The following is a 26,015-nucleotide window of genomic DNA, read 5'->3' as shown; positions in this document are numbered from 1 at the left end:
CCATATTATCGGTGCCGTCATGTTTCTCCCCTTGTCCGCATAAGGTGTATAGATGCTGGGACAAGGGGAGAACGGGCCATGCTGGAGACTACATTTCCGATTGGACAATGGTTAACGATTATCGTCATGGCCGTCGCGCTTGGATTTGATGCCTTTTCTTTATGCTTAGGGATCGGGTTTAGAGGGGTGCGGCGGCTTCATATGCTGCGCATCAGCTTTATGATCGCGCTCTTTCACTTGATCATGCCGCTGGTAGGTGTATTAACTGGCAAGTGGATGAGCGCAATGTTAGGGCAAATAACGGGCTTCGTTGCTGGTGCATTGCTGGCGCTGCTCGGAGCTCATATGATTTATAACTCGCTGAAAGGCGAGTCGTCGGGCTTCATGAGCACAGCCACTTGGGTAGGAACGATATTTTTCGCATTAAGTGTGAGTGTGGATTCATTTTCAGTAGGAGTATCGCTCGGTATGTTTCAGTCCGACTTGTGGACTACGATCGTGGCATTTGGATTGTTCGGAGGGCTAATGTCGGTAGTGGGGCTTATACTAGGCAACCACATTGGACAGCGGATTGGAGAGTACGGCGAAGCGGCAGGCGGTGCGATCTTACTTACATTCGGGATATTGTTCTTGATCGGATAGGACAATTACACCTAAATATTAGGTTATAATAAACAGCAGGAGAATGCGCAGGGCAGGTGAACGAATGTCCTTCGCATGATTCAATGACTTGGAGCGGGGGGACAGCATGAGACGCGTATTATTTGTGTGTACGGGGAATACCTGCCGCAGTCCGATGGCAGAATCGATTCTCAGACATCTTGCTAAGGAGCAGGGCGTAGAAATGGAAGTGCGCTCCGCTGGAGTGTCAGCATGGGACGGCACACCGATGTCCAATCATGCACAGAAGGTGCTGCGGGATATGCAGATGGAGAATGCATCGTTTTCTTCACAGATGCTATCAGAGCCTATAGTGACTTGGGCGGATCTAATATTAACGTTGACCACCAGCCATAAACGCCATTTACTGCACCTGTATCCGGAAGCGGCAGATAAGACGTATACTTTAAAAGAGTATGCCGATGTGCCGTCAGACGAGTTAGCGTTGGATGAAATGACGGCGTTGGCTGCTGAACTGCAGATCAAATTGTCAAAGGGTGAACAGCCTACGCCAGCAGAAATGGCACGACTTCGGGAATTGCATCAACAAGCTCCAAGCCTGGATATTCAGGATCCATTTGGGGGCTCAGTAGTAGATTACAAGCTCACAGCGGAAGAGATTCATGCCGCGATTGTTAAGATCGTTGAAAGATTTTCATAAAAATTTTAATTAGTAGCAATTGAGTTTCTTTACCGAATAGGATATGATACAGCTAATGAGCAGTGTTCGATGTAACTGGCGACGAACGTGGATGAAACCACAGTGGAGCATCGAACTATACGGCCGGTCGCCTGGGCAGGAGAGCAGGGTATGCGTGTAGAAACGCATGCTTGGCTCTCCTTGTTTATTTGGTTGTCTGTCTTTCCGTATGAAATCAGCTATAATAAGAGAAAGGGTTATAAACCAGACTAGATTAAGCTGCACTTTGCGGCTAACCGTTTCATTCAAGGAGGATACTATCATGCTAATAGCAATCGGCGCAGACCATGCAGGAGTTAATTTGAAGCAGGATATCATTGACGTAGTTAAGGAACTAGGTCATGACGTAATCGATAAGGGCTGTGACTGCTCCACATCTGTCGATTATCCGGACTATGCGCTGCCAGTTGCAGAAATGGTTGCCAAGGGAGAGGCGGATCGCGGCATTCTGATCTGCGGCACAGGAATAGGCATGTCGATCGCTGCAAACAAGGTACGCGGTGTACGCTGCGCGCTTGTACATGATCTGTTCTCAGCTAAGGCGACACGTGAACATAATGATACGAATGTGCTTGCATTAGGCGAGCGTGTGACGGGTCCTGGACTTGCGCAGGACATCGTTCGGACTTGGCTGTCCACTGAATTCAGTAATGGCGAGCGTCACGTCAATCGTTTGGGTAAGATTAAGCAGATCGAAGATCAATATCATTCCGAGGCCTAACGGAAAGGGGAACTGAGACTGTGCATGAACCGCAATTGTTGAATAACATCAGGCAGGAAGCAGAAGCAGCAGCACATGCACTTGCGGCAGAAGCAGGGCTCCGCCCAGGACAGCTGGTCGTTATTGGCTGCAGCACCAGCGAAGTCATCGGCGAGCGTATCGGCACCTCCGGCACGTTAGAAGTGGCCAATGCCTTATTGGACGGCTTGGATATATTGAAGCATCAGTACGGTGCCAAGCTAGCTTATCAATGCTGCGAGCATCTGAATCGGGCGCTTGTCGTAGAACGGGATACATGCGATGCAGAGCGGCTCGTAGAAGTAAGTGCTGTACCTGTGCCCAAGGCTGGAGGCTCCATGGCCGCTGCGGCATATCGCCGATTGGCAGAGCCGTGCTTGGTAGAGCATATTCAAGCTCACGCTGGCATCGACATCGGCGAGACATTGATTGGCATGCATCTTCGGCATGTAGCTGTACCGCTGCGCACAGCGGTCAAATCAATAGGCTCAGCTCGTGTCACTATGGCTAGAACACGGCCTAAGCTTATTGGCGGGGAACGGGCTGTGTATCAATTGGAGAATACTTCGTCGACGAAGTGCGATTGACCTTTGCGCCTGCCACATCGTGGGGCGATCTAATAAGAAGGTACTATATGATATGAGTTAACTATTGGGAGGGGTTGTAATTATGGTGGATCATCTGAGACAGCAAGATCCTGAAGTATTGAAAGCGATGGATCTGGAGCTTCACCGTCAACGTCACAACATCGAACTGATTGCTTCTGAAAATATTGTCAGTGAAGCAGTTATGGAAGCGATGGGAACGGTTCTGACGAACAAATACGCGGAAGGCTACCCAGGACGCCGTTACTATGGCGGCTGTGAGCATGTTGACATCGTAGAAGACATCGCACGCGATCGCGCGAAGGAATTGTTCGGCGCTGAGCACGCTAATGTGCAGCCGCACTCTGGTGCGCAGGCAAACCTTGCTGTATATCTGGCAGCTTTGAAGCCTGGCGACACTGTGCTGGGGATGAACCTTGCACATGGTGGACACTTGACGCACGGCAGCCCGGTTAACGCTTCTGGCTTGCTGTACAACTTCGTCGATTACGGCGTCAATGAAGAAACGTTCCGCATTGACTATGACGACGTTCGCAAAGCCGCTTTCAAGCACCGTCCAAAGATGATCGTAGCCGGTGCAAGTGCATACCCTCGCGTGATCGACTTTGAAGCGCTCGCTTCCATCGCAAACGATGTCGGCGCGCTGTTCATGGTCGATATGGCGCATATCGCTGGCCTCGTCGCTGCAGGCGAGCATCCGAGCCCAGTGCCGCACGCGCACTTCGTGACCACGACGACGCATAAGACGCTTCGTGGACCGCGCGGCGGAATGATCCTGTGCCGCAAGGCTTGGGCACAGGCCATCGACAAAGCCGTATTCCCGGGCATCCAAGGCGGCCCGCTCATGCATGTGATCGCCTCGAAGGCTGTCGCACTCGGCGAAGCACTGCAGCCTTCCTTCAAGCAATACGCGAAGCAGGTTGTGAAGAATGCCAGCGTTCTGGCCGAATCATTAATCGCGCAAGGCCTGAACCTCGTATCCGGCGGCACAGATAACCACTTGATGCTAATCGACACACGAAACATTAACATCACAGGTAAAGATGCCGAGAAGGTGCTTGATTCCGTAGGCATTACCGTGAACAAGAATGCAATTCCATTTGACCCAACAAGCCCATTCGTAACGAGCGGTATTCGTATCGGTACGCCGGCAGCTACATCCCGCGGTATGGATGAAGCGGCAATGGTCAAGATTGCAGAAATCATCGCGATCACGCTCAAGAATCCGCACGATGCGGCTGTGCTTGAGAAGGCAAAAGGTATGGTTCGCGAATTGACGGATCAATTCCCTCTTTACTCTGATCTGAAATATTAATCGATAACGAATTATTTTGCGTAAGGAACCTCCAATTCCACATTGAATGTGTGCTGCGGAGGTTCTTTTTTTATGTGAATTTATAATTTTTATGGGTTCCTTCATATAACACCGCTATCCAATAAGTAGCAGCCGAATTGTTTTATGTCAGAGCTAACTCTATAAAGGAAAGGGCATATCGTTCGTGCGAGATGTTAAAGCTATATAGAGAATACTGTTGGGAACAGTTGATATAGCTGGATTGTGGAAGCGTAAATTGGTTGGTGTGAGTATAACTCGTTTTCAAAATGACCACTAATAAAGCATGTGCAGAAGCTTGCATACTTTGTACGCTCTGATTCGTATTCCAAGTGTAAGAGATGTAACACATGTGCAGTTCTATCACAAGGATGTTATAATAGAGCCTGTTTATATTCATGCACCAAGAATCATCACGGATAAGTAAATAGCGGAGGTAACTATTGTTATGGGTAAATTGGTCATTTGCGATCATCCATTGATTCAACACAAATTAACGTTCATTCGAGACAAGCACACGAACACGAAGGATTTTCGTGAGCTGGTGGACGAAGTAGCCACGTTGATGGCTTACGAGATTACACGTGAATTGAAGCTCGATACGATTCAAGTTGAAACGCCGGTTGCTGCGACAGAGTGCAAGGTCATTTCCGGTCGTATGCTCGGTCTTATTCCAATTCTTCGCGCAGGTCTTGGCATGGTGGACGGTGTTGTTAAGCTCGTGCCAGGCGCTAAGATTGGTCATGTTGGTCTGTTCCGCGACCCAGAAACACTGAAACCAGTCGAGTACTATACGAAGCTTCCAACAGACGTACAAGAGCGTCAATTGATCGTTATCGATCCGATGCTGGCGACAGGCGGATCTGCAATTGCGGCAATCGATGTATTGAAGAAGCGCAACTGCTCGCAAATTAAATTGATGTGTCTAGTAGCTGCACCAGAAGGTGTTAAGGCAATGCAAGAAGCGCATCCAGATGTAGACATCTATGTGGCAGCGCTGGATGAGAAGCTGAACGATCATGGCTATATCGTACCAGGACTTGGAGATGCTGGAGACCGCCTGTTTGGAACGAAATAGTATAATAAGTAAATAATTAGATGTGAGTCTGGGGCTGCTAGCGGAATATGGCAGTCCTCCTCATTATTATGATCGGGAACGGAGGATTTGCATAATGAGAAAGATAAAGGTAATGACCGTGTTCGGCGTACGGCCGGAAGCGATCAAAATGGCTCCGTTGATTCTCGAACTTGAGAAGCATAAGGAACATATCGAATCGATCGTATGCGTTACGGCGCAGCATCGTGAGATGTTGGATCAGGTGTTGGAAGTGTTCAAGATTAAACCGGATTATGACTTGAACGTCATGCAGAAGAGTCAATCGCTGAATGACATCACGATTCGCGTACTGCAAGGGCTGCAGCCTGTTCTGGAAGAAGCGAAGCCGGATATCGTGCTTGTTCACGGGGATACGCTTACAACATTCCTGGCGAGCTATGCGGCATTCATGCAGCAGATTAAAGTTGGTCATGTAGAAGCAGGACTGCGGACATGGAATAAGTTGTCCCCGTACCCTGAAGAAATGAACAGACAGCTGACAGGGGTGATTGCTGATCTGCATTTTGCGCCTACGGAATGGTCTGCTAACAATTTGAGAAGAGAAAATAAAAATAATGCATCGATATATGTCACAGGCAACACAGTAACAGATGTGTTTCAATATTCAGTATTACAAAATTACAAACATGAGGTTTTGGAGTGGGCTAAGGGTAAAAGACTTATTCTGATGACAGCCCATCGCCGTGAATCACAAGGCGAGCCTCATCGCAACATATTCAGAGCAGTCCGCCGAATTGCTGACGAATTCGAGGACATCGCGATCGTGTATCCAGTTCACTTAAGCCCAGCAGTTCGTGAACCGGCCCATGAGATGCTTGGTAATCATCCGCGCATCAAGCTAATTGACCCGCTTGACGTTGTTGACCTCCACAATTTTTACCAGCACACACATCTCATTCTGACCGATTCTGGCGGACTTCAAGAAGAAGCTCCGTCTTTTGGCGTACCTGTTCTTGTACTGCGCGATACAACCGAGCGTCCGGAAGGAATTGAGGCAGGCACTCTAGAATTAGTAGGAACAGATGAAGAGAAGGTCTATGAGCGTACGAAGCTTCTTCTCGAAGATCAAGAGGCATATGAGCGAATGAGTAAAGCGGCTAATCCTTACGGTGATGGAAAAGCTTCTGAACGAATTGTCAGTGCGATTCTTCACAGTTTCGGAGTGAAACCGGATCGACCAGAGCCTTTTCACACAATGTTCACAAATTAACAGACCACTCCATTCTTTCTGAAAACGATTCAGCATACAGTGAAACTGTACGGTTTGGCGCGGGTTTCCGGCTTGAAAACAATGAAAATCAACGCAGTTCAGCCCATGAAACAAGGGAGATTTGAAGCATTTGGTTCGTTGACAAAAAGTTGTTTTTTTAAGTAAAATGAATGGGAATTATAGCCTATGAAATCGTCGAATGATAACGAAAATTTATGGCGGATTGCATTAGCCATTAGCGGAATGGGTCTAACCTTAGTTGTATATATTCTGCTGGGTTATTTCGTGGGATATGGGTTGGTTCAGATATGGGACGGGCCTAAGTTGTGGTTGGGTATCGGAGCGATAGTGGGGATGTTTCTCGGTATCGCCAATATCATCTGGTTGGTTAGAAAGTTCATTGGGGGAACAAAATGATTGATATTTCAACCATTGTGAATGTTGTCACCAGAGTGGCGCTTCTTCTCATGTCATTGTTCCTTTTTGGATATGCATTACTTCCGGAATACCGCCCTGTTGCCATTGGATTGACCCTTGGCATGGCGGCCGGGTTAATAAATGTACGCTATCTGGCGACAAAGGTTCAGCAGATCGCCCAGATGGCGCTTGCTCAGACAGAGAAGAAACGTTTCAGCTTCGGCTTCATTACCCGAATGTGCATAGCGCTGTTGACGGTAATGGTTGCAGTTAAGTTTGAAGAAGTTTCACTCGTTTCCACTATTATTGGATTGTTCGCGGCACAACTTCTCATTTTGGTTGTCGCCTTTGTCATCAATTTGAGGCAGAAACAATGACCAAGTTTACTTGAAAGGGGTGAACACAACACAATGCATTTAGCTCCAATAATTGAAATCAATGGATTTCGACTAGACCTGTCAATTATCATGATGTTAACCGTCACCGTCCTCGCCGTCTTCATTCTTGCACGTCTCGCTGTCCGCAATCTATCAGTTGAGAATCCGACAAAAATGCAGAATTTTATGGAATGGGTTGTCGAATTCGTACAGGGTATCGTGGCGAGCGCAATGGACTTCAAGAAAGGCAGAGGCTATGTAACATTAGGATTAACGCTTATCCTATTTATCTTCGTAGCTAACGTGCTCGGATTGCCGTTTGCGATCATCACAGAGGCCCATGGCCCAGTCGAGGTCTTTGGACATCAGCTTGTGGGATCCGAGGCTGGAGCCGAGTATTTATGGTGGAAATCACCAACAGCCGATCTCTCGATTACAGCGGGTCTGGCGATAATGGTGTTTGTCATCGTGAATTTCTTAGGTCTTAAGAACAACGCTAAGCATTACTTGAAGCACTATATTGAGCCGTTTCCAATCTTCTTACCGCTCAATATCGTTGAGAACCTCGCTAAACCGATCGCGTTGGCTATTCGTTTGTTTGCCAATATCTTTGCGGGTGAGGTTATTCTCGGAACACTCATTGGGGCGGGCTTCTTCGGAATTCCTTTCGTTGCGGCATGGCAAGGATTTAGTATCTTTGTCGGCGGCTTGCAAGCGTTTATCTTTGTCATGCTGACCATGGTCTACATCGGTCAAGCGGCAGTGCACGAAGAGCATTAATAGACTCTGCCCGTACTACCTTCCGTTAACGGACTAGTCGGATGAGATATATTAATTTATCAAATTCAAAAATAATAACAATTTTGAGGAGGATTTTCTCATGGAATTCTTGGCAGCAGCAATTGCAGTAGGTTTAGGCGCTTTGGGCGCAGGTCTTGGTAACGGTATGATCGTAAGCAAAACAGTAGAATCCATTGCTCGTCAACCAGAAGCTCGCGGTACTCTGCAAACAACAATGTTTATCGGTGTAGGTATCGTAGAGGTTATTCCTCTCGCGGCTACTCTTATCGCGTTCTTGATTATGTTCTCTTAATAATTCGACAAACGGTTTGGCGGGGAAGGCCGATGCCATCCGCGCCTTCGTTTTGTAAGGACTGGCGTGTACGTGATGTTACCGGAAAGGAGTGACTGTATTGAGCTTAGTGTGGGAAAATCTAGTGTTTGCATTAATAGCGTTCGGTATTTTGTACTGGCTGCTTTCAAAATATGCGTTTAACAAATTGTTCGATGTGATGGAAAAACGCCGTGAATTGGTTAAACAGCAGCTCGAAGAAGCGGCTACAAGTCGTTCACAGGCACAACAATTTGTGGACGAGCAGAAGCAGGCACTTACAACAGCACGCAAAGAAGCGTTCGATATTGTTGAAATGGCAAAGCAGAATGCTAGCCGTCAAACTGATGAAATCATCGAGCAAGCGAAGAATGAATCCTTGCGCCTGAAGTCGGATGCGGCGCGCGAAATCGAGAGCGAGAAGAACAAAGCGATCGAATCTCTGCGCAACGAAGTCAGCAGCATGTCCGTGGCTATCGCCTCCAAGATTATGGAGAAGCAGCTGGATGAGAAAGACCAATCCCAATTGGTTGACCAATACCTGAAAGAGGTAGGGGGCAAACATTAATGAGCCAGGAAACAGTAGTTGCAAAACGTTATGCGAAGGCCTTGTTTGAACTGGCTCTTGAGCAGAAGTCTGTGCTGGAAACAGAACAGCAGCTCAAATCCGTTGTAGAGGCTATTCAATCCAGTCATGAATTGGAATTGCTGCTTACAACACCAAACATCGATATGGCTGGTAAGCTTGATGTGTTGAACACGATGTTTCAAGGCCATATTTCCGATCATGTCATTGAATTGATAAAACTGCTAGTTGAGCGTGGACGCGTCGCAATCTTGAACGATGTACTCGCTAGCTACGTACAGATCGCTGGGGCAGCGCTTGGCAGTGTTGACGCGGTAGTAACTTCTGCGAAGCCGCTTAGCGAATCAGAGCAGCAAGCGATTGCTGAAACGTTTGGCAAGCAATTAAATAAGAAGATTCGGATTAGCAACGTCATTAATGCTTCAATTATTGGCGGCATTCAAGTACGCATCGGCGACCGCCTGTATGACGGCAGTCTGTCTAGCAAGCTTGCACGTATGGAACGTTCATTATTGTCCGGAAGACGGTAACATATAAAGTACGGTAGAATGGGGTGAAGCGAATTGAGCATTAGACCTGATGAAATCAGCACGCTGATTAAAAGTCAAATCGAGAAGTACAAATCCGAGATCGAAGTGGCAGAGGTCGGTACGGTCATCAACGTAGGTGACGGTATTGCCCGTGTACACGGACTTGAACAATGTATGTCCGGCGAGTTGCTCGAGTTTGCTAACGGCGTTATGGGTATGGCGCTGAACTTGGAAGAGAATAACGTCGGTATCGTTATCCTCGGACCATATAAAGACATTCGCGAAGGAGACCAAGTGAAGCGCACAGGCCGCATCATGGAAGTTCCTGTCGGCGAAGCAATGCTTGGACGCGTAGTTGATCCTTTGGGTCAACCGCTTGATGGTCAAGGACCAATCCATACAACTGAATTCCGCCCAGTAGAAGGTAACGCACCGGGCGTTATCGACCGTAAGTCGGTTCATGAGCCGATGCAAACGGGTATCAAGGCGATCGATTCCATGGTACCGATCGGCCGCGGCCAACGTGAGCTTATCATCGGTGACCGTCAGACTGGTAAGACTGCGATTGCAATCGACACCATCATCAACCAAAAAGGCAACGGCGTGAAATGTATCTACGTCGCTATCGGTCAAAAGCAATCCACTGTTGCACAGGTAGTTGAAACACTCCGCCGCAACGGCGCACTGGACTACACGATCGTAGTTACAGCTTCTGCTTCCGAGCCGGCGCCATTGCTGTTCTTGGCTCCATACTCTGGCTGCGCAATGGGCGAATACTTCATGTATAAAGGCGAGCATGTTCTCGTTATCTATGATGACTTGACGAAGCAAGCTGCGGCATACCGCGAATTGTCCTTGCTGCTCCGTCGTCCGCCGGGCCGCGAGGCTTATCCGGGTGACGTATTCTACTTGCACTCCCGTTTGCTGGAGCGCGCTGCGAAGCTGAGCGATGAGAATGGCGGAGGTTCCTTGACTGCATTGCCATTCATCGAGACGCAAGCTTCTGACGTATCGGCTTATATTCCGACGAACGTAATCTCAATTACAGACGGTCAGATCTTCCTTGAAGCTGACTTGTTCTACGCAGGTCAACGTCCAGCGATCAACGTCGGTATCTCCGTATCTCGTGTCGGTGGTTCCGCACAGATCAAAGCGATGAAAAAAGTTGCAGGTACACTGCGTCTTGACCTGGCTCAATACCGCGAGCTGCAAGCCTTCGCACAATTCGGATCCGACTTGGATAAATCAACGCTGTCCCGCTTGAACCGCGGTGCTCGCTTGATGGAAGTTCTGAAGCAAGGCGTTAACCAGCCGCTTCCGGTTGAGAAGCAGGTAGTAAGCTTGTATGCAGCGACTAAGGGTCATCTTGATGAGATCCCATTGCAAGATATTCGCCGTTTCGAAGCTGACTATCTGGAGTATGTGCAGAACAATTACGCTTCCATCTATGAAGCAATCCGCACAACGAAGGACTTGTCCAAGGAAACAGAAGAAGCGCTTGTTGAATCCGTTACGAAATTCAAGAAGAGCTTTGCTGTATCTGCTTAATGAATATATTGGTGTGCTGGGTGTCTGTTAGACGCCCGGTATACAGCGTTCAAGCATAGAAGTTTGCTTTGCCTCACGCAAAGCGTCAAAGGCAGGTGAAACGTAAGTGGCTAAAGGAATGCGCGATATTAAACGCCAGATCAAGAGCGTTCAGAGCACAAGACAAATCACGAAGGCAATGGAGATGGTGGCTGCAGCTAAGCTGCGCCGCGCTCAAGAGAAGGCGCAATCTGCACGACCGTATGCTGAGAAGCTGAAGGAAGTCGTGTCCAGTATTGCTGCCGGAACGAAGGGTGTAAATCATCCTATGCTCGTGAAGCGTCCTGTGAAGAAGACGGGATATCTGGTTATTACATCGGACCGCGGTCTTGCTGGTGGTTACAACGCGAACATCTTGCGTAGTGTCATGCAGGTTATCAAAGAGCGCCATAAGTCGAGTGACGAGTATGTATTGTTCGTTATCGGACGCAAAGGACGCGATTATTTCCGTCGTCGCAATATGCCAATCGTTGAAGAGATTACAGAATTGCCTGACTCTCCGATGTTTTCGGATATCAAGACGATCGCGAATAAAGCTGTCAAATATTTCGAAGATGAGCAGTATGACGAATTGAACCTGTTCTACAACGAGTTCGTTAATGCCATTACGCAAGTTCCGGTTGAGAAGCGCTTGCTTCCATTGGAAGATAACCACATGGCTGGCGGTGGTGCTGTGGCTTCATACGAGTATGAGCCGTCAGCGGAAGTGGTCCTGGCTCACTTGCTGCCTAAGTATGCAGAAACGCTGATCTACAGCGCTCTGTTGGATGCAAAGGCGAGTGAGTTCGGAGCTAAGATGACAGCTATGGGCAGCGCGACTGAGAATGCGTCGAAGATGATCTCGGATCTGACGTTGACTTACAACCGTGCTCGTCAAGCGGCCATTACGCAAGAGATCTCAGAAATCGTAGCTGGAGCGAACGCTCAAGGCTAATCGGATAAAGCAAGTTTCAAATAGGATAGAACGATCGCGATCTGAGTATATCACCGCGGTCTGTTCTGTCAGAGGAGGTAACGAGATGAATAAAGGACGCGTACTTAGCGTTATGGGTCCGGTCGTTGACATTGAATTCGAACGTGGACATCTTCCGGAAATCTTGAACGCCATTAAGATTGATCGACAATCAACTGCGCCTGGCGAGCCTAGTATCGACCTGACGCTGGAAGTATCCTTGCACTTGGGCGATAATACCGTTCGTTGTGTATCGATGTCCTCCACAGACGGCTTGGTGCGAGGTATGGATGCACTTGACTTGGGTCGTCCAATCACAGTTCCAGTTGGTAATGCTACATTGGGCCGTGTATTTAACGTACTGGGTCAACCGATTGACAATGCAGGTGAAGTGGTTAGTGAATTTAGCAATCCTATCCACAGAGAAGCTCCTAAGTATGAAGAGTTGTCTACAACTGCGGAAATTCTTGAGACAGGTATCAAGGTAATCGACTTGCTCGCTCCTTATGCTAAGGGCGGTAAAGTTGGTCTCTTCGGCGGTGCCGGTGTAGGTAAGACCGTTACGATTCAGGAACTGATCAACAACATCGCGCAAGAACACGGCGGTATCTCCGTATTCGCAGGTGTTGGTGAGCGTACTCGTGAAGGTAACGACTTATACGGCGAGATGACAGAGTCCGGCGTTATCAAAAAGACAGCGATGGTGTTCGGTCAGATGAACGAGCCTCCAGGTGCTCGTCTGCGCGTAGCGTTGACAGGCTTGACGATGGCGGAATATTTCCGTGATCAAGAAGGCAAAGACGTTCTTCTCTTTATCGACAACATCTTCCGCTTTACTCAAGCGGGTTCCGAAGTATCCGCATTGCTTGGCCGCATGCCGTCCGCGGTAGGTTACCAGCCAACGCTGGCAACTGAGATGGGCCAATTGCAAGAGCGCATCACTTCTACGAAAAAAGGTTCCGTAACGTCGATCCAAGCGATCTACGTTCCTGCGGATGACTATACTGACCCGGCTCCAGCTACGACGTTTGCTCACTTGGATGCAACGACGAACTTGGAGCGTAAGATTTCCGAGATGGGTATCTTCCCTGCGGTTGACCCGCTCGCGTCTTCTTCCCGTATCTTGGCGCCAGACGTAGTCGGCGAAGAGCACTATAACGTAGCACAAGGCGTTAAGCGCCTGCTGCAGCGTTACAAAGAGCTTCAAGATATCATCAATATCTTGGGTATGGACGAATTGTCCGAGGAAGATAAGCTGACAGTTTCGCGTGCTCGTAAGGTACAGCGCTTCTTGTCCCAGCCATTCAACGTGGCCGAGCAGTTTACAGGCCTCAAGGGCAAGTATGTTCCGATCAAAGAAACAGTTCGCAGCTTCAAAGAAATTCTCGATGGCAAGCACGACGATCTTCCAGAAGCAGCATTCTTGTTCGTAGGTACGATCGAGGAAGCTGTTGAGAAAGCGAAGACGCTGTAAGCGGCCTCGACGTGATACGGTCTGCTTGAACCCTAGCAAGGGACGCAGAACGGAAGGAGGAAACCGCAGTTGAGCACCTATATGTTAGAAATTGTCACGCCTGAGCACAAAGTGTTTGCTCAAGAGGTGGACATGATCAGCGTTAAAGGCGTTGAAGGGGAGCTTGGCATCATGGCTGGACATATTCCGTTAGTCACGCCGCTCCAGATTGCACCGATGAAGATCAAGACTGAGGGTAAAGAGCATTGGCTTGCAATCCATGGCGGATTTCTGGAGGTTCGCAGCGACAAAGTCGTCGTTCTTGCGGAAAGTGCGGAAATGCCTGAGGAAATCGATCTGGAACGTGCGAAGGCAGCTAAGATTCGCGCAGAACAGCGTATCTCGATGGCAGATCGCAGCAAGCGAGATTCAGTTGACTTCCGTCGTGCAGAATTGTCGCTTCAACGCGCAGTTACACGAATCCGAGTGTCCGAACATCGGTAATCAATGTTTAGTAAAAGGGTGTACCTGGAGATTGGTTCTCTGGGGCACCCTTTTTTGATTGGATGTTAGGGTAACCACCGGTCATGCTGACTCGCTGTAACGGACAACAGATAACGGACACAGTAGACGCTATTTTTTGATTTCGGGGCTTTTTGATGAGTTTAGCGGACTCAGATGACGTTATTTGTGTCGAAACTAGTGATAATCCAATGTTTTGAAGCTAATAACGGCTCTACGGTCCGCAAAGATGGCAAATAGGCGGTTTTGTTCACAGATAACGGCCTGTGTGTCCGCTCCTGTCGATGTTGCAGGGGAGATTATTAATGTTACTAAGGAACAATATCAGCGAATGCTGCTCAAACACCACCACAACTTCGTCCTCGACCACGATTTCCCCATATGATCAAATATCCGAACATGAAAAAACCCCGCTCACCTATAAGAAGATGTGCGAGGCTGTAGTTCGTGCTTTATGGAGTTGTTTAAGGTTTTATTGTAACCTCAGCGTCTGATTTCATCTTATGCATGTGATAGAATGCGTCACCGATCATGTCAGGATTGAATGGTGTATTCGGCTGAACGAATCCGCTCACAGTCAATGTGCCCGCATACAGTCCGTACGCTTTCAATTCCTCATGCAAGCTGAGCGCCAGGCTGCGCAAACCTGCTTTACCGACACCAAGAGATGCCAGAGTTGCAGATGGATTAAGGGCTTGTCCGCCGCCAGTCAGAAGTACTGTACCGCTCCCGCGCTGCTTCATACCAGGAAGAATGCTTTGAACGGTAATCAGCGCTCCGACTACATTGACTTTGAAGTCGTCTATCATATGCTGCGGTTCAACCTCGGAAGGGTAACCAGGTGTATGAGAAGATGCGTTATACACGAGAACGTCTGGTGTGCCGTAGCGTGAATCTAATGCCTGCAATGTTCTGTTCAGATCTGCTTCATCGCCAGTGAAAGCGACATCCCCATGCGCTTCAATGTTATGCGAGGCCAGCGTCTGTATCATTTCTTCTAATATTTCACTGTTGCGAGTTACGAGAATAGGCGTGTAGCCTTTCTTGCCAAATGACTTCGCAATCCCCAAGCCAATACCGCAACCGGCACCCACGATCCAGATCGTCGGTTGTTTCATTCGGTTCATCCCCTTGTCGTCAATATCCAATGTAAATCTATTGTAACGGAATTCAGAAGCACGATTCAAAGTGTAAGATATTTTAAAAATGGACAAGAATGGAATTCTTGCAGTGATAATATGGGAGGAACTCTCGTGATTATCGGAGATGGTCCGAGTTCTATTGACCAGTGTTCAAGTGGTGCTACAACCTATCATATCTAAAACTCGGAAGGGCCACAAGATCTCTGTCATTGAGGTGCAATACCGTTGGCAGTCAGGGGAAGTGGTTAACATGGTCATTCGAGAGCGGCGATGGCAACGTCACAGAATATTCGAAAATGCTTCTTCTATTTGCGGAAGCTCTCTCATAATAGTAAAGAGGAAAAATAAGCTATAAAAAAGAATAATATGGGAGCATTTTCATAGACTGTATTGGCAGGTTTTGTTATAATTGTGGCGGGTTTATTACAAATATCACATATTTTCTGCAAAAAAAATGCTGCACGACGGAGGAGATGTCATGAACTACATCAACAATTACGTCATCGTGGCCATTTTTGTCGCACTTGGAATTCTGTTGCCGGTTGCTGCTCTAGGCATCGGTCGACTGCTGCGTCCAAACAAGCCGACAGAAATGAAGAAGACGACTTATGAAAGCGGTAACGAACCGGTAGGCGTAGGACAAATACGGTTTAACATCCGGTATTATTTGTTTGCCCTTATGTTCGTCATCTTTGATGTGGAAACCGTTTTCTTGTACCCCTGGGCTGTAGCGTATAAGCAGTTGGGCTTGTTCGCATTAGTCGAGATGCTTATATTTGTCGCCTTATTGTTAGTTGGACTAATCTACGCTTGGAAAAAGAAGGTGCTCACATGGAATTCGCTTTAGAAGCCATTTCCCCGCAGGAACGGGAAGAGTTGGAACGCAATGTGTTCTTTACGACGCTTGAGGAGTTGAAGGCGTGGGCACGCAGCAATTCAATCTGGCCGCTGACCTTTGGTTTGGCCTGCTGCGCGATAGAGATGATGAACACGGGTGCTTCACACTATGACTTAGATCGATTCGGCGTTATATTCCGCACATCGCCTCGTCAGTCCGACTGCATGATTGTGGCAGGGACGGTAACGAAGAAGATGGCGCCGCTGCTGCGCCGTCTATATGACCAGATGCCGGAGCCGAAGTGGGTGATCGCGATGGGCTCCTGCGCAACAGCGGGAGGACCTTATGTAAAGTCCTACGCGGTTGTAAAGGGCGTGGACCAAGTTGTACCGGTCGACGTCTATATTCCAGGTTGTCCGCCTAACCCTGCGGCACTGATTTATGGCATTAATAAACTGCAAGAGAAGATCCGCTATGAGGCGAAGACCGGAAAGCGGGTGACGAACCGATGAGTGAGAATCGGATAGAGGAACAGCTGAACCGAGAGGCGACGGATAAGCCGACCAGGCAGCCGCTGAGCGAGGAAGAGAAGGCTGCCCGCGTGAAAGCGGCGGAAGAGCGACGCGCAGCGAAGGCTACGATATCCGGGGCTGACGCGGGCAGTGTAGCCACGGAAGCCGAAGCTAGGCCTGAGGCAGCCGTGGATAAGCCGGTTAGGCAGCCGCTCAGCGAAGAAGAGAAGGCTGCTCGTGCGAAGCTGGCTGAAGAGCGGCGCGCAGCGCGTGCGAAGGCGCCTGAGGCAGGCGCGGACAGCAGCGCGGCCGAAGGCGAAGCGGCGGCATCTGCCACGGAGCGCCCGGCGCGCGCGCCGCGTGCCGCGAAGAGCGAGGAGCCTGAGCAGCCGAAGGAGCCGTCGCCGAAGCAGCCGCTGCTCGACAAGCTCGTTGCTGACCTGCAAGCGGCATTCGCGCCTGAAGCGATCGAAGGCGCTGTGATTAATGAAGTTAATAATCACTTGCCTACACTGACTGTGAAGTCAGACTATTGGTATCGAGTCGCGCAATGGCTGCGTGACGAGCCCGAATGGTCCTGCAACTACCTTCGCAATCTGTCCGGTGTTGACCTGGAGACAGAGATGGAGGTCGTTTATCATCTCATCGGCTTAACGACGAAGAATGAAGTTGCCGTGCGCGTAAGGACCAATCGTGAACATCCTTCCATCGATTCTGTGACGCCGCTGTGGGCGACTGCGAACTGGAATGAGCGCGAGGTATATGACTTGCTCGGGATCGACTTCCCGGGGCATCCCGACCTGCGACGTATTATGATGTCGGATGATTGGGTTGGACATCCGCTTCGCAAAGACTATGAGCCGCTCGATTCGGAGGTGTAATGACCCGTGTTACGCACAGAAGAACTACTATTGAACGTAGGACCCCAGCATCCGAGTACCCATGGTGTATTCCGGATCGTAGTTAAGCTGGACGGGGAAGTCATTAAAGAAGCCATACCAGTTATGGGTTACTTGCATCGCGGAACGGAGAAGCTCGCAGAAAACCTTAATTACACTCAGATTATCCCTTATACCGATCGTATGGATTACGTCTCTGCCATGACGAACAATTATGTGTTGGTTAGTGCCGTAGAGAAGTTAATGAATATTGAAGTGCCAGAACGGGCCGAGTACTTGCGGATCATCGCAATGGAGCTGCAGCGTGTGGCGAGCCACCTCGTATGGTGGGGAACCTACTTGCTCGACATTGGCGCCCTGAGCCCGTTCCTATTCGCCTTCCGTGATCGTGAGATCATCATCGATCTGTTCAACGAATTGTCCGGCGCACGACTAACTTACAACTACATGCGTGTAGGCGGCGTGAAGTGGGATGCTCCATCCGGCTGGATCGATAAAGTTAGAGATTTCGTGCCTTACATGCGCAAGCGCTTGGATGAGTACGACAAGCTGGTGAGCGGCAACGAGATCTTTCTGGCTCGAATCAAGGACATTGGCGCTTATGATGCGGAGACTGCGATTGCATACGGCTTGAGCGGCGCTAATCTGCGCTGTACCGGCGTAGATTGGGACCTGCGCAAGAACGAGCCCTACAGCTTGTATGACCGCTTTGAGTTTGATGTTCCGCTTGGCCAACGCGGCGATTGCTACGACCGCTATCTCATTCGGATCGAAGAGATCAAGCAGAGTCTCCGCATCCTGGAACAGGCTGTCGCGCAATTCCCATCCAGCGGAGAAACATTGGGCAAGGTGCCTCGGGTGCTTCGTCCTCCTGTTGGTGAAGTGTACCAACGCATCGAGTCGCCTCGCGGCGAGATCGGCTGCTACATCGTATCCAAAGGCAAGACGGAGCCTTACCGCTTGAAATTCCGTCGTCCATCATTCGTCAACCTGCAGATCTTGCCTAAGCTGCTCGTCGGTGAGACGATGACGAACCTGATTACCATCTTGGGCGGCGTTGATATCGTCGTCGGGGAGGTGGATTGCTAATGAATGATCTCATTCAGCAACCTTTTTCATGGATCAACACTTTAACATTTTTTGCATGGGCGGTCGTGTTTCTGTTGTTCATCCTGCTCTTTGTATCCTATGCCATCTACTTTGAACGCAAAGTTATCGGCTGGATGCAGTTCCGGATCGGACCCAATCGGACAGGACCATGGGGACTGTTTCAATCCTTTGCTGACATCTTTAAGCTGTTGATTAAGGAAGATACGATTCCGAAGAAGGCGGACCGCGCGCTGTTCATACTTGCGCCAATCCTTACGTATGTACCTGCATTCGCTGTATTGGCAACCATACCGTATGCGGCTAACTTGGGCTTTGCAGATTTGAATGTCGGCTTGCTGTATTATGCGGCGCTGTCCAGCATCTCAACGATTGGTATCGTGCTGGGAGGCTGGGCTTCGAACAACAAGTATTCCTTACTTGGCGGCATGCGCTCAGCGGCACAGATGGTCAGCTATGAGATACCGCTAGTGATGTCCCTCGTTGGTGTTATCATGCTGAACAGCAGTCTGAGCATGCGCACCATCGTGGAAGGACAAGGCAACAACTTCTGGGAGTGGAACTTCCTGCCGCAGATCATCGGCTTTGTTGTATTCATCATTGCTGCGGTGTCTGAATTGAACCGTACACCGTTTGACTTGCCGGAAGCGGAATCTGAGCTTGTCGCGGGTTATCACGTTGAATACAGCGGCTTCCGCTTTGCATTCTTCATGCTGTCGGAATACGTTTACGTATTCGCTATCGCCGCTCTGACTACCGTATTGTTTCTGGGCGGCTGGAATCCGCCGTTTGCCTTTCTGGACTTCATTCCAGGCTTATTGTGGTTCATACTCAAGTTTACCTTCTGCGTGTTCTTCTTGTTCTGGTTGCGCGCGACGCTTCCGCGTATCCGCGTTGATCAACTGATGAGCTTTGGCTGGAAGGTGCTCATGCCGTTAGCGTTAGTCAATATATTCGTAACGGCGGTATATATCGAGATATTCATCAAATAAGCAAGGGGTGATCTCCGTGAAAGGAATATTCAAGGGTCTTGGTGTGACGTGGAAGGCCATGACATCCAAAAAAGTAACCTATGCCTATCCGGATGTCCCTTTGCAAATGCCGGACCGCTTCCGCGGTATCCAGCATTTCAAGCCGGAGGACTGCATCGTCTGCAACCTGTGTGCCAAGATATGTCCAACGGAATGCATATCGTTGACGGGCAAGCCGAACCCGGACCCAGAGAAGAAGGGGAAGGTTATCGACACGTATGACATAAACTTCGAGATCTGCATCTTGTGCGATCTGTGCACAGAGGTATGTCCGACGGAAGCCATTGTCATGACTAACAATTTCGAGCTAGCGACTTACAGTCGCGATGATCTATACAAGAACTTGCAGTGGCTGGACGAGAACAACAAGAACGTGCGCAAAGAGAACGTTACGACAGCGCCGAAAGGAGGCGCCAAGAAAGATGTTTGATCTGTCATTTGATTGGAATGCACAAACGATCATGTTCTTCGTATTTGCAGCATGTATCATTTCCGGCGCGGTGTTGATGGTGCACTTCTCCAAGGTTGTACATATGGTCGTTTCGCTCGCTTTCACATTTATCGGCTTGGCCGGTGTCTACATTATGCTGGAAGCGGAGTTCATAGCGTTTGTCCAAGTGCTGGTGTATGCAGGGGCCATCTCGATCCTGATGATCTTCGGCATCATGATGACTCAACATGATAAACAAGATGCGGCATCTGTTAAGCCTATGAAAGAGGTGTTGGCGGGTGTTGGATGCATCGCGCTGTTCGGTGTGCTGTTCTTCGCGATTCGCGGAACGGCCTTCCCAACGCCGGCGGACAAGTCGCTTGCTGTGGACAATACGATGGAGCTAGGGAAGAAGCTCTTCACCGAGCATGTTATACCGTTCGAGCTGTTGTCCGTGTTGCTTACGGTCGCGTTTATCGGGGCGATCGTATTGGCGAAGCAGGAAGATCCGGATGAAGCTAAGCTTAAAGTCGAGCCAACGACGAACAATGAAGCGATCAAGGAGCTGCTGCGTCAATCGGTACCAGCGGACAGCGAGTCTCACAAGTCGCAAGCTACAGAGGAAGGTGAATCGAAATGAGTACGATGCTGGCTTCCTTCTTAACGCTTGCGGCGATTCTGTTCTGCATTGGACTGTACGGAGTACTAACCAAGCGCAACGCGGTAATCGTGCTGCTCTCCATCGAGCTGATGCTTAACGCGGTTAACTTGAATCTGATCGCCTTTTCGAAGTATGGTGCGGTACCTAGTTTGCAGGGACAAGTATTTTCACTCTTTAATATTGCCATAGCAGCGGCGGAGGCTGCGGTTGGGGTCGCGATCCTGATTGCGTTATTCCGGAACCGAGGTTCGGCAAACGTGGACGAATTTGACGACTTGCGCAGATAAACCGTGTAGATGAAGCGATAGGGTCGTGAAATACGGCAACCCGTTTCATCATAGGAGGATACGAGAATGAATACCGTCTTTTCACAGTACGCGTGGGCTATTCCGGTCATTCCGCTGCTCGCGTTCCTCGTGCTGACGGCTTTCGGCCGATCTATGAAAGGTGCGGCCGCCCTGCTTGGCGTCGTAAGCTCGCTGATCTCGTTAGTGTTATCTGTCTTGGTATTGACGGAGCGCGGTACGGGAGCGGAGCCGTTCACGCGCAGCTATGAGTGGGTCAGCTTTGGGGATGTTCGATTCGAAATCGGATACGAAATAACGAACTTAAACGTGTTGATGCTCATTATTGTAACGGTCGTGAGCACGCTCGTTAATCTGTATTCCAGTGGATATATGGCAGACGATGAGCGTAAGAGCGTGTTCTTTGCCTATATCGCGCTGTTTACAAGTGCGATGCTCGGACTTGTCATTTCGCCGAATCTGCTTCAGCTCTATATCTTCTGGGAACTGGTAGGCGTATGCTCCTTCTTGCTCGTAGGCTTCTGGTATGAACGTCCTGCCGCCCGAGCGGCGGCTAAGAAAGCATTTATTGTCACCCGCATCGGAGACATAGGCTTGCTGATCGCGATTCTGATCTTGTTCTGGTATATGCCTAACCATGCGCTTGACTTTGGAACGATCAAGACCGTATTCGTGAGTGCGGATTCTGCCGCTCAATACGGCATTTCGCTCAGTCTTGCGACATGGATCGCTTCGCTGATCTTCGTCGGCGCTATCGGCAAATCGGGTCAATTCCCGCTGCATACCTGGCTTCCAGATGCGATGGAAGGCCCGACGCCGATCTCAGCGCTCATTCATGCCGCAACGATGGTTGCAGCAGGGGTGTATCTGGTTGCTCGCACGTTCGATATCTTCCAGGTGTCGGACACGGCGATGGCGATTGTAGCGGCAGTCGGCGGATTTACAGCCATATTTGCAGCAACGATAGGCATCGCACAGCGTGACATTAAGCGGATCTTGGCTTACTCCACCGTGAGCCAGCTTGGATACATGATGATGGCGCTCGGACTTGGCGCCTTGACGGCAGGAATATTCCATCTGTTTACGCACGCATTCTTCAAGGCTCTTCTGTTCTTGGGAGCGGGCAGCGTTATTCATGCTATACATACCCAAGACATCTTCGGTATGGGCGGCTTGAGCCGCAAGATGAAGATTACAACCTGGACCTTTGCGATTGGCGCGTTGGCGTTATCCGGTATTCCGCCATTCTCAGGGTTCTGGTCCAAGGATGCCATTCTGACAGCGGCTTGGGAACAAAATAAGCTGCTGTTTATCGTAGGTCTAGTAGCAGCGTGCTTTACTGCATTTTACATGGCACGATTGTTCTTCTTGGTGTTCACCGGTTCAGCCGCTAATCAAGAAGCGCACGATCATGCTCATGAATCTCCTTCTACGATGACAATTCCGCTTATCGTATTGGCGGTTCTCGCCGTTGTAGCAGGCTTCGTCTATACGCCATTTAATGGTCAATTCGGCACATGGCTGACAGGCGCGCCTGAAGAGGAGCATGCCAATATTCTCGTTATTGTACTGTCTTCTGCAGCAGGTATCGTGGGGATTCTGCTTGGATACATGCTGTACGGACCGGGCAAACGCGGCCGCACGGCACCTGGCGAACAAGTGAATCCAGTCTACCGTCTGCTGGAGAACAAGTATTATATCGATGAGCTGTACCAGCTCATTATCGTTCGTCCACTTGGTGCGATCGGACGCGCGCTTAACGCCTTCGACTATTACATCGTTGATGGTGTTGTACGCGGTATTACTGCGATTACGGTCGGCTTCGGAAAGACTTCTACTCGCTTGCAGAACGGTCAGCTGCAAACCTATGGCCTCATCTCATTGTTTGGTTTTGCAGCGCTTGTCGTGCTTGTGTTAGCGCTCGGAAGGGAGTTGTGGTAAATGCTATCATCTGTCTCATCCATCCCATGGCTGACGCTGTTAACCTTCTCGCCGCTGCTTGGTGTGCTGCTGCTTCTGTTCGTTCCGAAAGAGCGTGTGCCGGCTATTCGTGCGATCGGGATTGTGACGACCCTCATTCCGTTAGTGCTGTCGTTGTTTATATACGCTGACTACGCGAACTTGGAGAACGGGAAATCACTCACGGAAACATTCAATTGGATATCGATTCCGCTGAATATCGAACTCCTGATGAATGCTGCTTCATGGAAGTTCGATATCCAGTATCATTTGGCGATCGATGGATTGTCATTGCCGTTGGTGTTGTTAACGACGATTATTGCGGCAATGGCAGCATTAGCGTCATTAAACATTCAGAAGCGTGTCAAAACCTACTTTATTCTGTTCTTGCTGCTAGAAGTAGGTACGCTGGGTGTCTTTATGGCAAGGGATCTGTTCTTGTTCTTCATGTTCTTTGAGTGGACGCTTGTACCAACCTTCTTCTTGATCGGAATCTGGGGATTCCTCAACAGAGAGAAGGCTGCCAATCGCTTTCTGGTATATAACGGATTAGGTTCAGCCTTAATGCTGGTAGCTTTCGCAATCTTGACCGTCACTGCCGGCCTAGTTCAGGACCCGAGCGGTCAGCTCGTATACACCGGCAACATTGACCTGATCATGAGTCAGCTGGCGAATCCTAATGCACTCGTTAACACCATGAATACTCCGATCTACCTTTCAGAAGGCTGGCGTATGTTCGCATTCGTCTTGTTATTGATCGCATTCGGTATCAAGCTTCCGATATTCCCATTCCATACCTGGATGCTGCGCGTGCACGTTGAAGCGCCTACGCCTATCGTCATGCTGCACTCCGGTATTCTGTTGAAAATGGGCGCCTACGGCTTAATCCAGTTCGGAGTTGCTTTGCTTCCTAAAGAAGCGGCATCTTGGACTACGGCTCTGGCGATTCTCGGTATTATCAACATCGTATACGGTGCTGTCTTGGCATTCGTACAGAAGGAATTCAGACTTGTACTGGCATATTCCAGTATCAGCCATATGGGATTCGTACTGTTTGGAATCGCGGCTATGAATGAGATCGGGCTGCAGGGAGCGGTACTGCAAATGGTTTCCCACGGCTTTATCTCAGCGCTGTTCTTCCTGTTGGTAGGCGGACTTCTGGAGCGTACGAATACAACTCGCCTTGACGAACTTGGCGGTCTCGCGAAGGCAATGCCATTCATCAGCGGCATGCTGCTGCTAGTCGGTCTAGCGTCACTTGGCTTGCCAGGCTTGTCCGGTTTCCCGGCGGAGCTGTTCTCCTTGCTCGGTCTATTTGATGCCATGCCTTGGGCTGCTATCATTGGCACATTAGGTCTTGTGCTGAGCGCTGTCTATGTTCTGCGAGCTGTGCTGGCTATCACATATGGACCGATCGCGGAGCATCACACAGGTTTGAAAGACGCGCGAATGATAGAAGCTGTTCCAGCCATTGTCTTGACTGCTTGTATTCTATTAATCGGAATCTTCCCTTCCTTCATCACAATTCCAGTTGACGAAGGAATCCAGCACATTATTGAAATCTTAAAAGTAAGGGGGGTAGGTCCATGAGTGAGCAGCTGGTTTCACCCTTACAATGGAGCGATCTAGCGATTCTGGCACCAGAATTGACGCTGGTTATCGCGGCCGTCATCTTATCCTTAATAGACTTAATACTCCCGCGTCGAGTGAATCGTGAATGGATCGGTATCATGTCCCTTGCAGGTGTAGTAGTCTCGCTCGGATTCGTCATCTGGACATTAATCGATCGTTACTCGCAGACGCTTGGAGGAGCTGAAGTAGAGGCGATAATGCTGCTAAACGGCAGCTATCGCGTAGATGATTTCGCACTGCTGATCAAAGTGATTTTCCTAGTAGGAACAGCCTTTGTTATCTTAATGAGCATAGGCAGCATGCGTGAAGATGAGATTCCTCATCGCGGTGAATACTACTATTTGCTGCTGCCAGCGGTGCTCGGAGCTATGATGATGGCTTCAGCTGCGGAGCTGATCACGATGTACGTTGGTTTGGAGCTGCTCAGCATCACATCCTATATACTGGTGGGCATGAAGAAGAAGGATCGCTTATCAACTGAGGGCGCCTTTAAGTACGCGGTACTCGGCAGTGTGGCTTCCGCTTTCATTTTATATGGAATGTCGTTCTTGTATGGTATGAGCGGCAGTACCTTTATGCCGGATATTGCAGTAGCGCTTAAATCATCGGTTGATATTTATGAACCGCTTATCTATGTAAGCTTGCTGCTCATGATTGTGGGAATAGGCTTCAAGATTGCGGCAGCACCGTTTCATGCATGGTCGCCAGATGTGTATCAGGGTGCTCCGACACCTGTCACCGCATTTCTGGCAGTTGTAGCGAAAGGCGCGAGCCTTGTGATCTTACTGCGAATGATCTATAACATTTTCTTCGGGATGGGTAATGACTTCGTTATCTACCATGATATCCTGACCATTCTATTGGCTATCGCGGCGCTCTCGATGGTAGTCGGTACGACGATGGCGCTTCGTCAAACGAATGTGAAACGATTGCTGGCCCTTTCCGGTATCGCCAACGCGGGTTACCTGTTAGTGCCGATCGCTATGAACCTGCTGTCAACGGAGTCGGTGTACACATCGATTTTCACTTCTTTTTGGTTCTATCTGGCGGCTTATCTCGTATCGACGATGGGGGCATTTGCTGTGCTGCTGCCGGTTAGCCGCGCGGCTGGCCATGATGAATTGAACGGGTTCGCAGGCTTGTATTACCGCAAGCCATGGCTCGCGATCGCCATGACAGTATTCGTGCTTTCCCTTGCAGGAATTCCGATAACGGCTGGATTCTTCGGCAAGCTGTACATTATCGTAGGGGCTGCTGCAACCAGAGCGTACTGGATTGCTATTGTGATGATGATAACGAGTGTGATCTCATTCTACTTCTACTTCGGATTTATCCGACAGATGTATATGCGCCAGAATAATCACGATACTGTAAGAGTGCCAGTTGCACAAGGAATCGTGATTGGAGTATGCGTGGTACTTGTTATCGTTCTAGGCGTGTTCCCGAATGTGATTACCGAATGGTTGAATACCCTATTCTCTATTCCTTCGGACTTGCTCGTACATTAATGTGAAAATAACGACGCTGTCCTGAATGTGTTATAATGAACCGGTTCACGCTCGCCTTTAATGGTGGGATTGAACCGGTTTATTGCGTTTAA

Annotated in this window: 29 protein-coding genes and 1 riboswitch; of the genes, 28 read left to right on the top strand and 1 reads right to left on the bottom strand. The window is 49.3% G+C overall.

Translation table 11 applies throughout. The features are described 5' to 3' along the window. The first annotated feature begins 78 nt into the window (after positions 1-78). From ACXX53_RS17500 to ACXX53_RS17420, 17 genes are all read left to right on the top strand, one after another. Positions 79-642, top strand: a complete 564-nt coding sequence (locus ACXX53_RS17500) for a manganese efflux pump MntP (RefSeq protein WP_458569963.1) — start codon at positions 79-81, stop codon at positions 640-642. Positions 643-748: 106 nt separating this feature from the next. Next, positions 749-1,321, top strand: a complete 573-nt coding sequence (locus ACXX53_RS17495; RefSeq protein WP_458569962.1) for a low molecular weight protein arginine phosphatase — start codon at positions 749-751, stop codon at positions 1,319-1,321. 61 nt (positions 1,322-1,382) lie between these two features. Further along, a riboswitch (ZMP/ZTP riboswitch) is annotated at positions 1,383-1,465 on the top strand. Between the two features lie 157 nt (positions 1,466-1,622). Then, positions 1,623-2,081: a ribose 5-phosphate isomerase B gene (rpiB, locus tag ACXX53_RS17490; RefSeq protein ID WP_458569961.1), complete on the top strand. Its 459-nt coding sequence runs from the start codon at positions 1,623-1,625 to the stop codon at positions 2,079-2,081. Positions 2,082-2,101: 20 nt separating this feature from the next. Continuing rightward, a complete protein-coding gene (locus ACXX53_RS17485) occupies positions 2,102-2,686 on the top strand; it encodes a TIGR01440 family protein (RefSeq protein ID WP_458569960.1) in 585 nt (194 codons plus the stop codon). An 82-nt stretch (positions 2,687-2,768) separates the two neighbouring features. Further along, a complete protein-coding gene (locus ACXX53_RS17480) occupies positions 2,769-4,019 on the top strand; it encodes a serine hydroxymethyltransferase (RefSeq protein WP_458569959.1) in 1,251 nt (416 codons plus the stop codon). 466 nt (positions 4,020-4,485) lie between these two features. Then, positions 4,486-5,115: a uracil phosphoribosyltransferase gene (upp, locus tag ACXX53_RS17475; RefSeq protein WP_458569958.1), complete on the top strand. Its 630-nt coding sequence runs from the start codon at positions 4,486-4,488 to the stop codon at positions 5,113-5,115. A 94-nt stretch (positions 5,116-5,209) separates the two neighbouring features. Continuing rightward, complete coding sequence (gene wecB / locus ACXX53_RS17470; protein WP_458569957.1) at positions 5,210-6,364, top strand: non-hydrolyzing UDP-N-acetylglucosamine 2-epimerase; 1,155 nt, start codon at positions 5,210-5,212, stop codon at positions 6,362-6,364. Between the two features lie 186 nt (positions 6,365-6,550). Then, complete coding sequence (locus tag ACXX53_RS17465; protein ID WP_458569956.1) at positions 6,551-6,781, top strand: AtpZ/AtpI family protein; 231 nt, start codon at positions 6,551-6,553, stop codon at positions 6,779-6,781. Continuing rightward, the gene (locus tag ACXX53_RS17460) at positions 6,778-7,158 is read left to right on the top strand and encodes an ATP synthase subunit I (protein ID WP_458569955.1); all 381 of its coding nucleotides are present in this window, start codon (positions 6,778-6,780) and stop codon (positions 7,156-7,158) included. Before ACXX53_RS17465 ends, ACXX53_RS17460 begins: the two co-directional genes overlap by 4 nt. Positions 7,159-7,191: 33 nt before the next feature. Beyond that, positions 7,192-7,938 carry a F0F1 ATP synthase subunit A gene (gene atpB / locus ACXX53_RS17455; protein ID WP_458569954.1) on the top strand — a complete coding sequence of 249 codons (747 nt, stop codon included), beginning with the start codon at positions 7,192-7,194 and terminating at the stop codon, positions 7,936-7,938. A gap of 100 nt (positions 7,939-8,038) precedes the next feature. Continuing rightward, positions 8,039-8,251 carry a F0F1 ATP synthase subunit C gene (gene atpE / locus ACXX53_RS17450; RefSeq protein WP_458569953.1) on the top strand — a complete coding sequence of 71 codons (213 nt, stop codon included), beginning with the start codon at positions 8,039-8,041 and terminating at the stop codon, positions 8,249-8,251. Between the two features lie 100 nt (positions 8,252-8,351). Beyond that, a complete protein-coding gene (gene atpF, locus ACXX53_RS17445; protein ID WP_458569952.1) occupies positions 8,352-8,837 on the top strand; it encodes a F0F1 ATP synthase subunit B in 486 nt (161 codons plus the stop codon). Beyond that, positions 8,837-9,385 (top strand): F0F1 ATP synthase subunit delta, encoded by a 549-nt coding sequence (locus ACXX53_RS17440; protein ID WP_458569951.1) that lies wholly within the window; start codon positions 8,837-8,839, stop codon positions 9,383-9,385. Before atpF ends, ACXX53_RS17440 begins: the two co-directional genes overlap by 1 nt. Positions 9,386-9,418: 33 nt before the next feature. Next, on the top strand, positions 9,419-10,933 hold the full coding sequence (gene atpA, locus ACXX53_RS17435; protein WP_458569950.1) for a F0F1 ATP synthase subunit alpha: 1,515 nt from the start codon (positions 9,419-9,421) through the stop codon (positions 10,931-10,933). Between the two features lie 106 nt (positions 10,934-11,039). After that, complete coding sequence (gene atpG / locus ACXX53_RS17430; RefSeq protein ID WP_458569949.1) at positions 11,040-11,906, top strand: ATP synthase F1 subunit gamma; 867 nt, start codon at positions 11,040-11,042, stop codon at positions 11,904-11,906. A gap of 85 nt (positions 11,907-11,991) precedes the next feature. Further along, a complete protein-coding gene (gene atpD / locus ACXX53_RS17425) occupies positions 11,992-13,398 on the top strand; it encodes a F0F1 ATP synthase subunit beta (protein ID WP_458569948.1) in 1,407 nt (468 codons plus the stop codon). 69 nt (positions 13,399-13,467) lie between these two features. Continuing rightward, positions 13,468-13,881 (top strand): F0F1 ATP synthase subunit epsilon, encoded by a 414-nt coding sequence (locus ACXX53_RS17420; protein ID WP_458569947.1) that lies wholly within the window; start codon positions 13,468-13,470, stop codon positions 13,879-13,881. Between the two features lie 482 nt (positions 13,882-14,363). On the opposite strand, the gene ACXX53_RS17415 is transcribed toward ACXX53_RS17420, so the two are convergent. Further along, positions 14,364-15,017 (bottom strand): SDR family NAD(P)-dependent oxidoreductase, encoded by a 654-nt coding sequence (locus ACXX53_RS17415; RefSeq protein WP_458569946.1) that lies wholly within the window; start codon positions 15,015-15,017, stop codon positions 14,364-14,366. Between the two features lie 502 nt (positions 15,018-15,519). Here ACXX53_RS17415 and ACXX53_RS17410 point away from each other — a divergent pair. From ACXX53_RS17410 to ACXX53_RS17360, 11 genes are all read left to right on the top strand, one after another. Beyond that, a complete protein-coding gene (locus tag ACXX53_RS17410; RefSeq protein ID WP_458569945.1) occupies positions 15,520-15,888 on the top strand; it encodes an NADH-quinone oxidoreductase subunit A in 369 nt (122 codons plus the stop codon). Continuing rightward, the gene (locus ACXX53_RS17405; protein ID WP_458569944.1) at positions 15,873-16,391 is read left to right on the top strand and encodes a NuoB/complex I 20 kDa subunit family protein; all 519 of its coding nucleotides are present in this window, start codon (positions 15,873-15,875) and stop codon (positions 16,389-16,391) included. The genes ACXX53_RS17410 and ACXX53_RS17405 overlap by 16 nt, the downstream gene beginning before the upstream one ends. Beyond that, the gene (locus ACXX53_RS17400; RefSeq protein WP_458569943.1) at positions 16,388-17,272 is read left to right on the top strand and encodes an NADH-quinone oxidoreductase subunit C; all 885 of its coding nucleotides are present in this window, start codon (positions 16,388-16,390) and stop codon (positions 17,270-17,272) included. Before ACXX53_RS17405 ends, ACXX53_RS17400 begins: the two co-directional genes overlap by 4 nt. A 6-nt stretch (positions 17,273-17,278) precedes the next feature. Then, complete coding sequence (locus tag ACXX53_RS17395; protein ID WP_458569942.1) at positions 17,279-18,379, top strand: NADH-quinone oxidoreductase subunit D; 1,101 nt, start codon at positions 17,279-17,281, stop codon at positions 18,377-18,379. Then, on the top strand, positions 18,379-19,389 hold the full coding sequence (nuoH, locus tag ACXX53_RS17390) for an NADH-quinone oxidoreductase subunit NuoH (protein WP_458569941.1): 1,011 nt from the start codon (positions 18,379-18,381) through the stop codon (positions 19,387-19,389). Before ACXX53_RS17395 ends, nuoH begins: the two co-directional genes overlap by 1 nt. Before the next feature lie 16 nt (positions 19,390-19,405). Next, positions 19,406-19,858: an NADH-quinone oxidoreductase subunit NuoI gene (gene nuoI / locus ACXX53_RS17385; RefSeq protein ID WP_458569940.1), complete on the top strand. Its 453-nt coding sequence runs from the start codon at positions 19,406-19,408 to the stop codon at positions 19,856-19,858. Further along, positions 19,851-20,498, top strand: a complete 648-nt coding sequence (locus ACXX53_RS17380; protein WP_458569939.1) for an NADH-quinone oxidoreductase subunit J — start codon at positions 19,851-19,853, stop codon at positions 20,496-20,498. The genes nuoI and ACXX53_RS17380 overlap by 8 nt, the downstream gene beginning before the upstream one ends. Continuing rightward, a complete protein-coding gene (nuoK, locus tag ACXX53_RS17375) occupies positions 20,495-20,806 on the top strand; it encodes an NADH-quinone oxidoreductase subunit NuoK (protein WP_458569938.1) in 312 nt (103 codons plus the stop codon). The genes ACXX53_RS17380 and nuoK overlap by 4 nt, the downstream gene beginning before the upstream one ends. A gap of 66 nt (positions 20,807-20,872) precedes the next feature. Next, positions 20,873-22,765, top strand: a complete 1,893-nt coding sequence (gene nuoL / locus ACXX53_RS17370) for an NADH-quinone oxidoreductase subunit L (protein WP_458569937.1) — start codon at positions 20,873-20,875, stop codon at positions 22,763-22,765. Continuing rightward, positions 22,766-24,373 (top strand): complex I subunit 4 family protein, encoded by a 1,608-nt coding sequence (locus ACXX53_RS17365; RefSeq protein ID WP_458569936.1) that lies wholly within the window; start codon positions 22,766-22,768, stop codon positions 24,371-24,373. Then, entirely contained in the window at positions 24,370-25,923 is a 1,554-nt protein-coding gene (locus tag ACXX53_RS17360; protein WP_458569935.1) for an NADH-quinone oxidoreductase subunit N, read from the top strand. The genes ACXX53_RS17365 and ACXX53_RS17360 overlap by 4 nt, the downstream gene beginning before the upstream one ends. The last annotated feature ends 92 nt before the right edge of the window (positions 25,924-26,015 follow it).

The sequence above is a fragment of the Paenibacillus marinisediminis genome (assembly GCF_054343325.1).
This window is presented reverse-complemented; position numbering and strand designations above follow the sequence as displayed.

Excerpts from the sequence above, each read along its gene's own strand:
- wecB (WP_458569957.1), top strand. The coding sequence starts at position 5,210 with ATGAGAAAGATAAAGGTAATGACCGTGTTCGGCGTACGGCCGGAAGCG.
- nuoH (WP_458569941.1), top strand. The coding sequence starts at position 18,379 with ATGAATGATCTCATTCAGCAACCTTTTTCATGGATCAACACTTTAACA.
- nuoL (WP_458569937.1), top strand. The coding sequence starts at position 20,873 with ATGAATACCGTCTTTTCACAGTACGCGTGGGCTATTCCGGTCATTCCG.
- nuoK (WP_458569938.1), top strand. The coding sequence starts at position 20,495 with ATGAGTACGATGCTGGCTTCCTTCTTAACGCTTGCGGCGATTCTGTTC.
- ACXX53_RS17495 (WP_458569962.1), top strand. The coding sequence starts at position 749 with ATGAGACGCGTATTATTTGTGTGTACGGGGAATACCTGCCGCAGTCCG.
- ACXX53_RS17360 (WP_458569935.1), top strand. The coding sequence starts at position 24,370 with ATGAGTGAGCAGCTGGTTTCACCCTTACAATGGAGCGATCTAGCGATT.
- atpE (WP_458569953.1), top strand. The coding sequence starts at position 8,039 with ATGGAATTCTTGGCAGCAGCAATTGCAGTAGGTTTAGGCGCTTTGGGC.
- ACXX53_RS17465 (WP_458569956.1), top strand. The coding sequence starts at position 6,551 with ATGAAATCGTCGAATGATAACGAAAATTTATGGCGGATTGCATTAGCC.
- ACXX53_RS17415 (WP_458569946.1), bottom strand. The coding sequence starts at position 15,017 with ATGAAACAACCGACGATCTGGATCGTGGGTGCCGGTTGCGGTATTGGC.
- ACXX53_RS17380 (WP_458569939.1), top strand. The coding sequence starts at position 19,851 with ATGTTTGATCTGTCATTTGATTGGAATGCACAAACGATCATGTTCTTC.
- ACXX53_RS17460 (WP_458569955.1), top strand. The coding sequence starts at position 6,778 with ATGATTGATATTTCAACCATTGTGAATGTTGTCACCAGAGTGGCGCTT.
- ACXX53_RS17480 (WP_458569959.1), top strand. The coding sequence starts at position 2,769 with ATGGTGGATCATCTGAGACAGCAAGATCCTGAAGTATTGAAAGCGATG.
- atpD (WP_458569948.1), top strand. The coding sequence starts at position 11,992 with ATGAATAAAGGACGCGTACTTAGCGTTATGGGTCCGGTCGTTGACATT.
- ACXX53_RS17500 (WP_458569963.1), top strand. The coding sequence starts at position 79 with ATGCTGGAGACTACATTTCCGATTGGACAATGGTTAACGATTATCGTC.
- atpB (WP_458569954.1), top strand. The coding sequence starts at position 7,192 with ATGCATTTAGCTCCAATAATTGAAATCAATGGATTTCGACTAGACCTG.
- ACXX53_RS17365 (WP_458569936.1), top strand. The coding sequence starts at position 22,766 with ATGCTATCATCTGTCTCATCCATCCCATGGCTGACGCTGTTAACCTTC.
- upp (WP_458569958.1), top strand. The coding sequence starts at position 4,486 with ATGGGTAAATTGGTCATTTGCGATCATCCATTGATTCAACACAAATTA.
- ACXX53_RS17400 (WP_458569943.1), top strand. The coding sequence starts at position 16,388 with ATGAGTGAGAATCGGATAGAGGAACAGCTGAACCGAGAGGCGACGGAT.
- ACXX53_RS17410 (WP_458569945.1), top strand. The coding sequence starts at position 15,520 with ATGAACTACATCAACAATTACGTCATCGTGGCCATTTTTGTCGCACTT.
- ACXX53_RS17440 (WP_458569951.1), top strand. The coding sequence starts at position 8,837 with ATGAGCCAGGAAACAGTAGTTGCAAAACGTTATGCGAAGGCCTTGTTT.
- rpiB (WP_458569961.1), top strand. The coding sequence starts at position 1,623 with ATGCTAATAGCAATCGGCGCAGACCATGCAGGAGTTAATTTGAAGCAG.
- ACXX53_RS17405 (WP_458569944.1), top strand. The coding sequence starts at position 15,873 with ATGGAATTCGCTTTAGAAGCCATTTCCCCGCAGGAACGGGAAGAGTTG.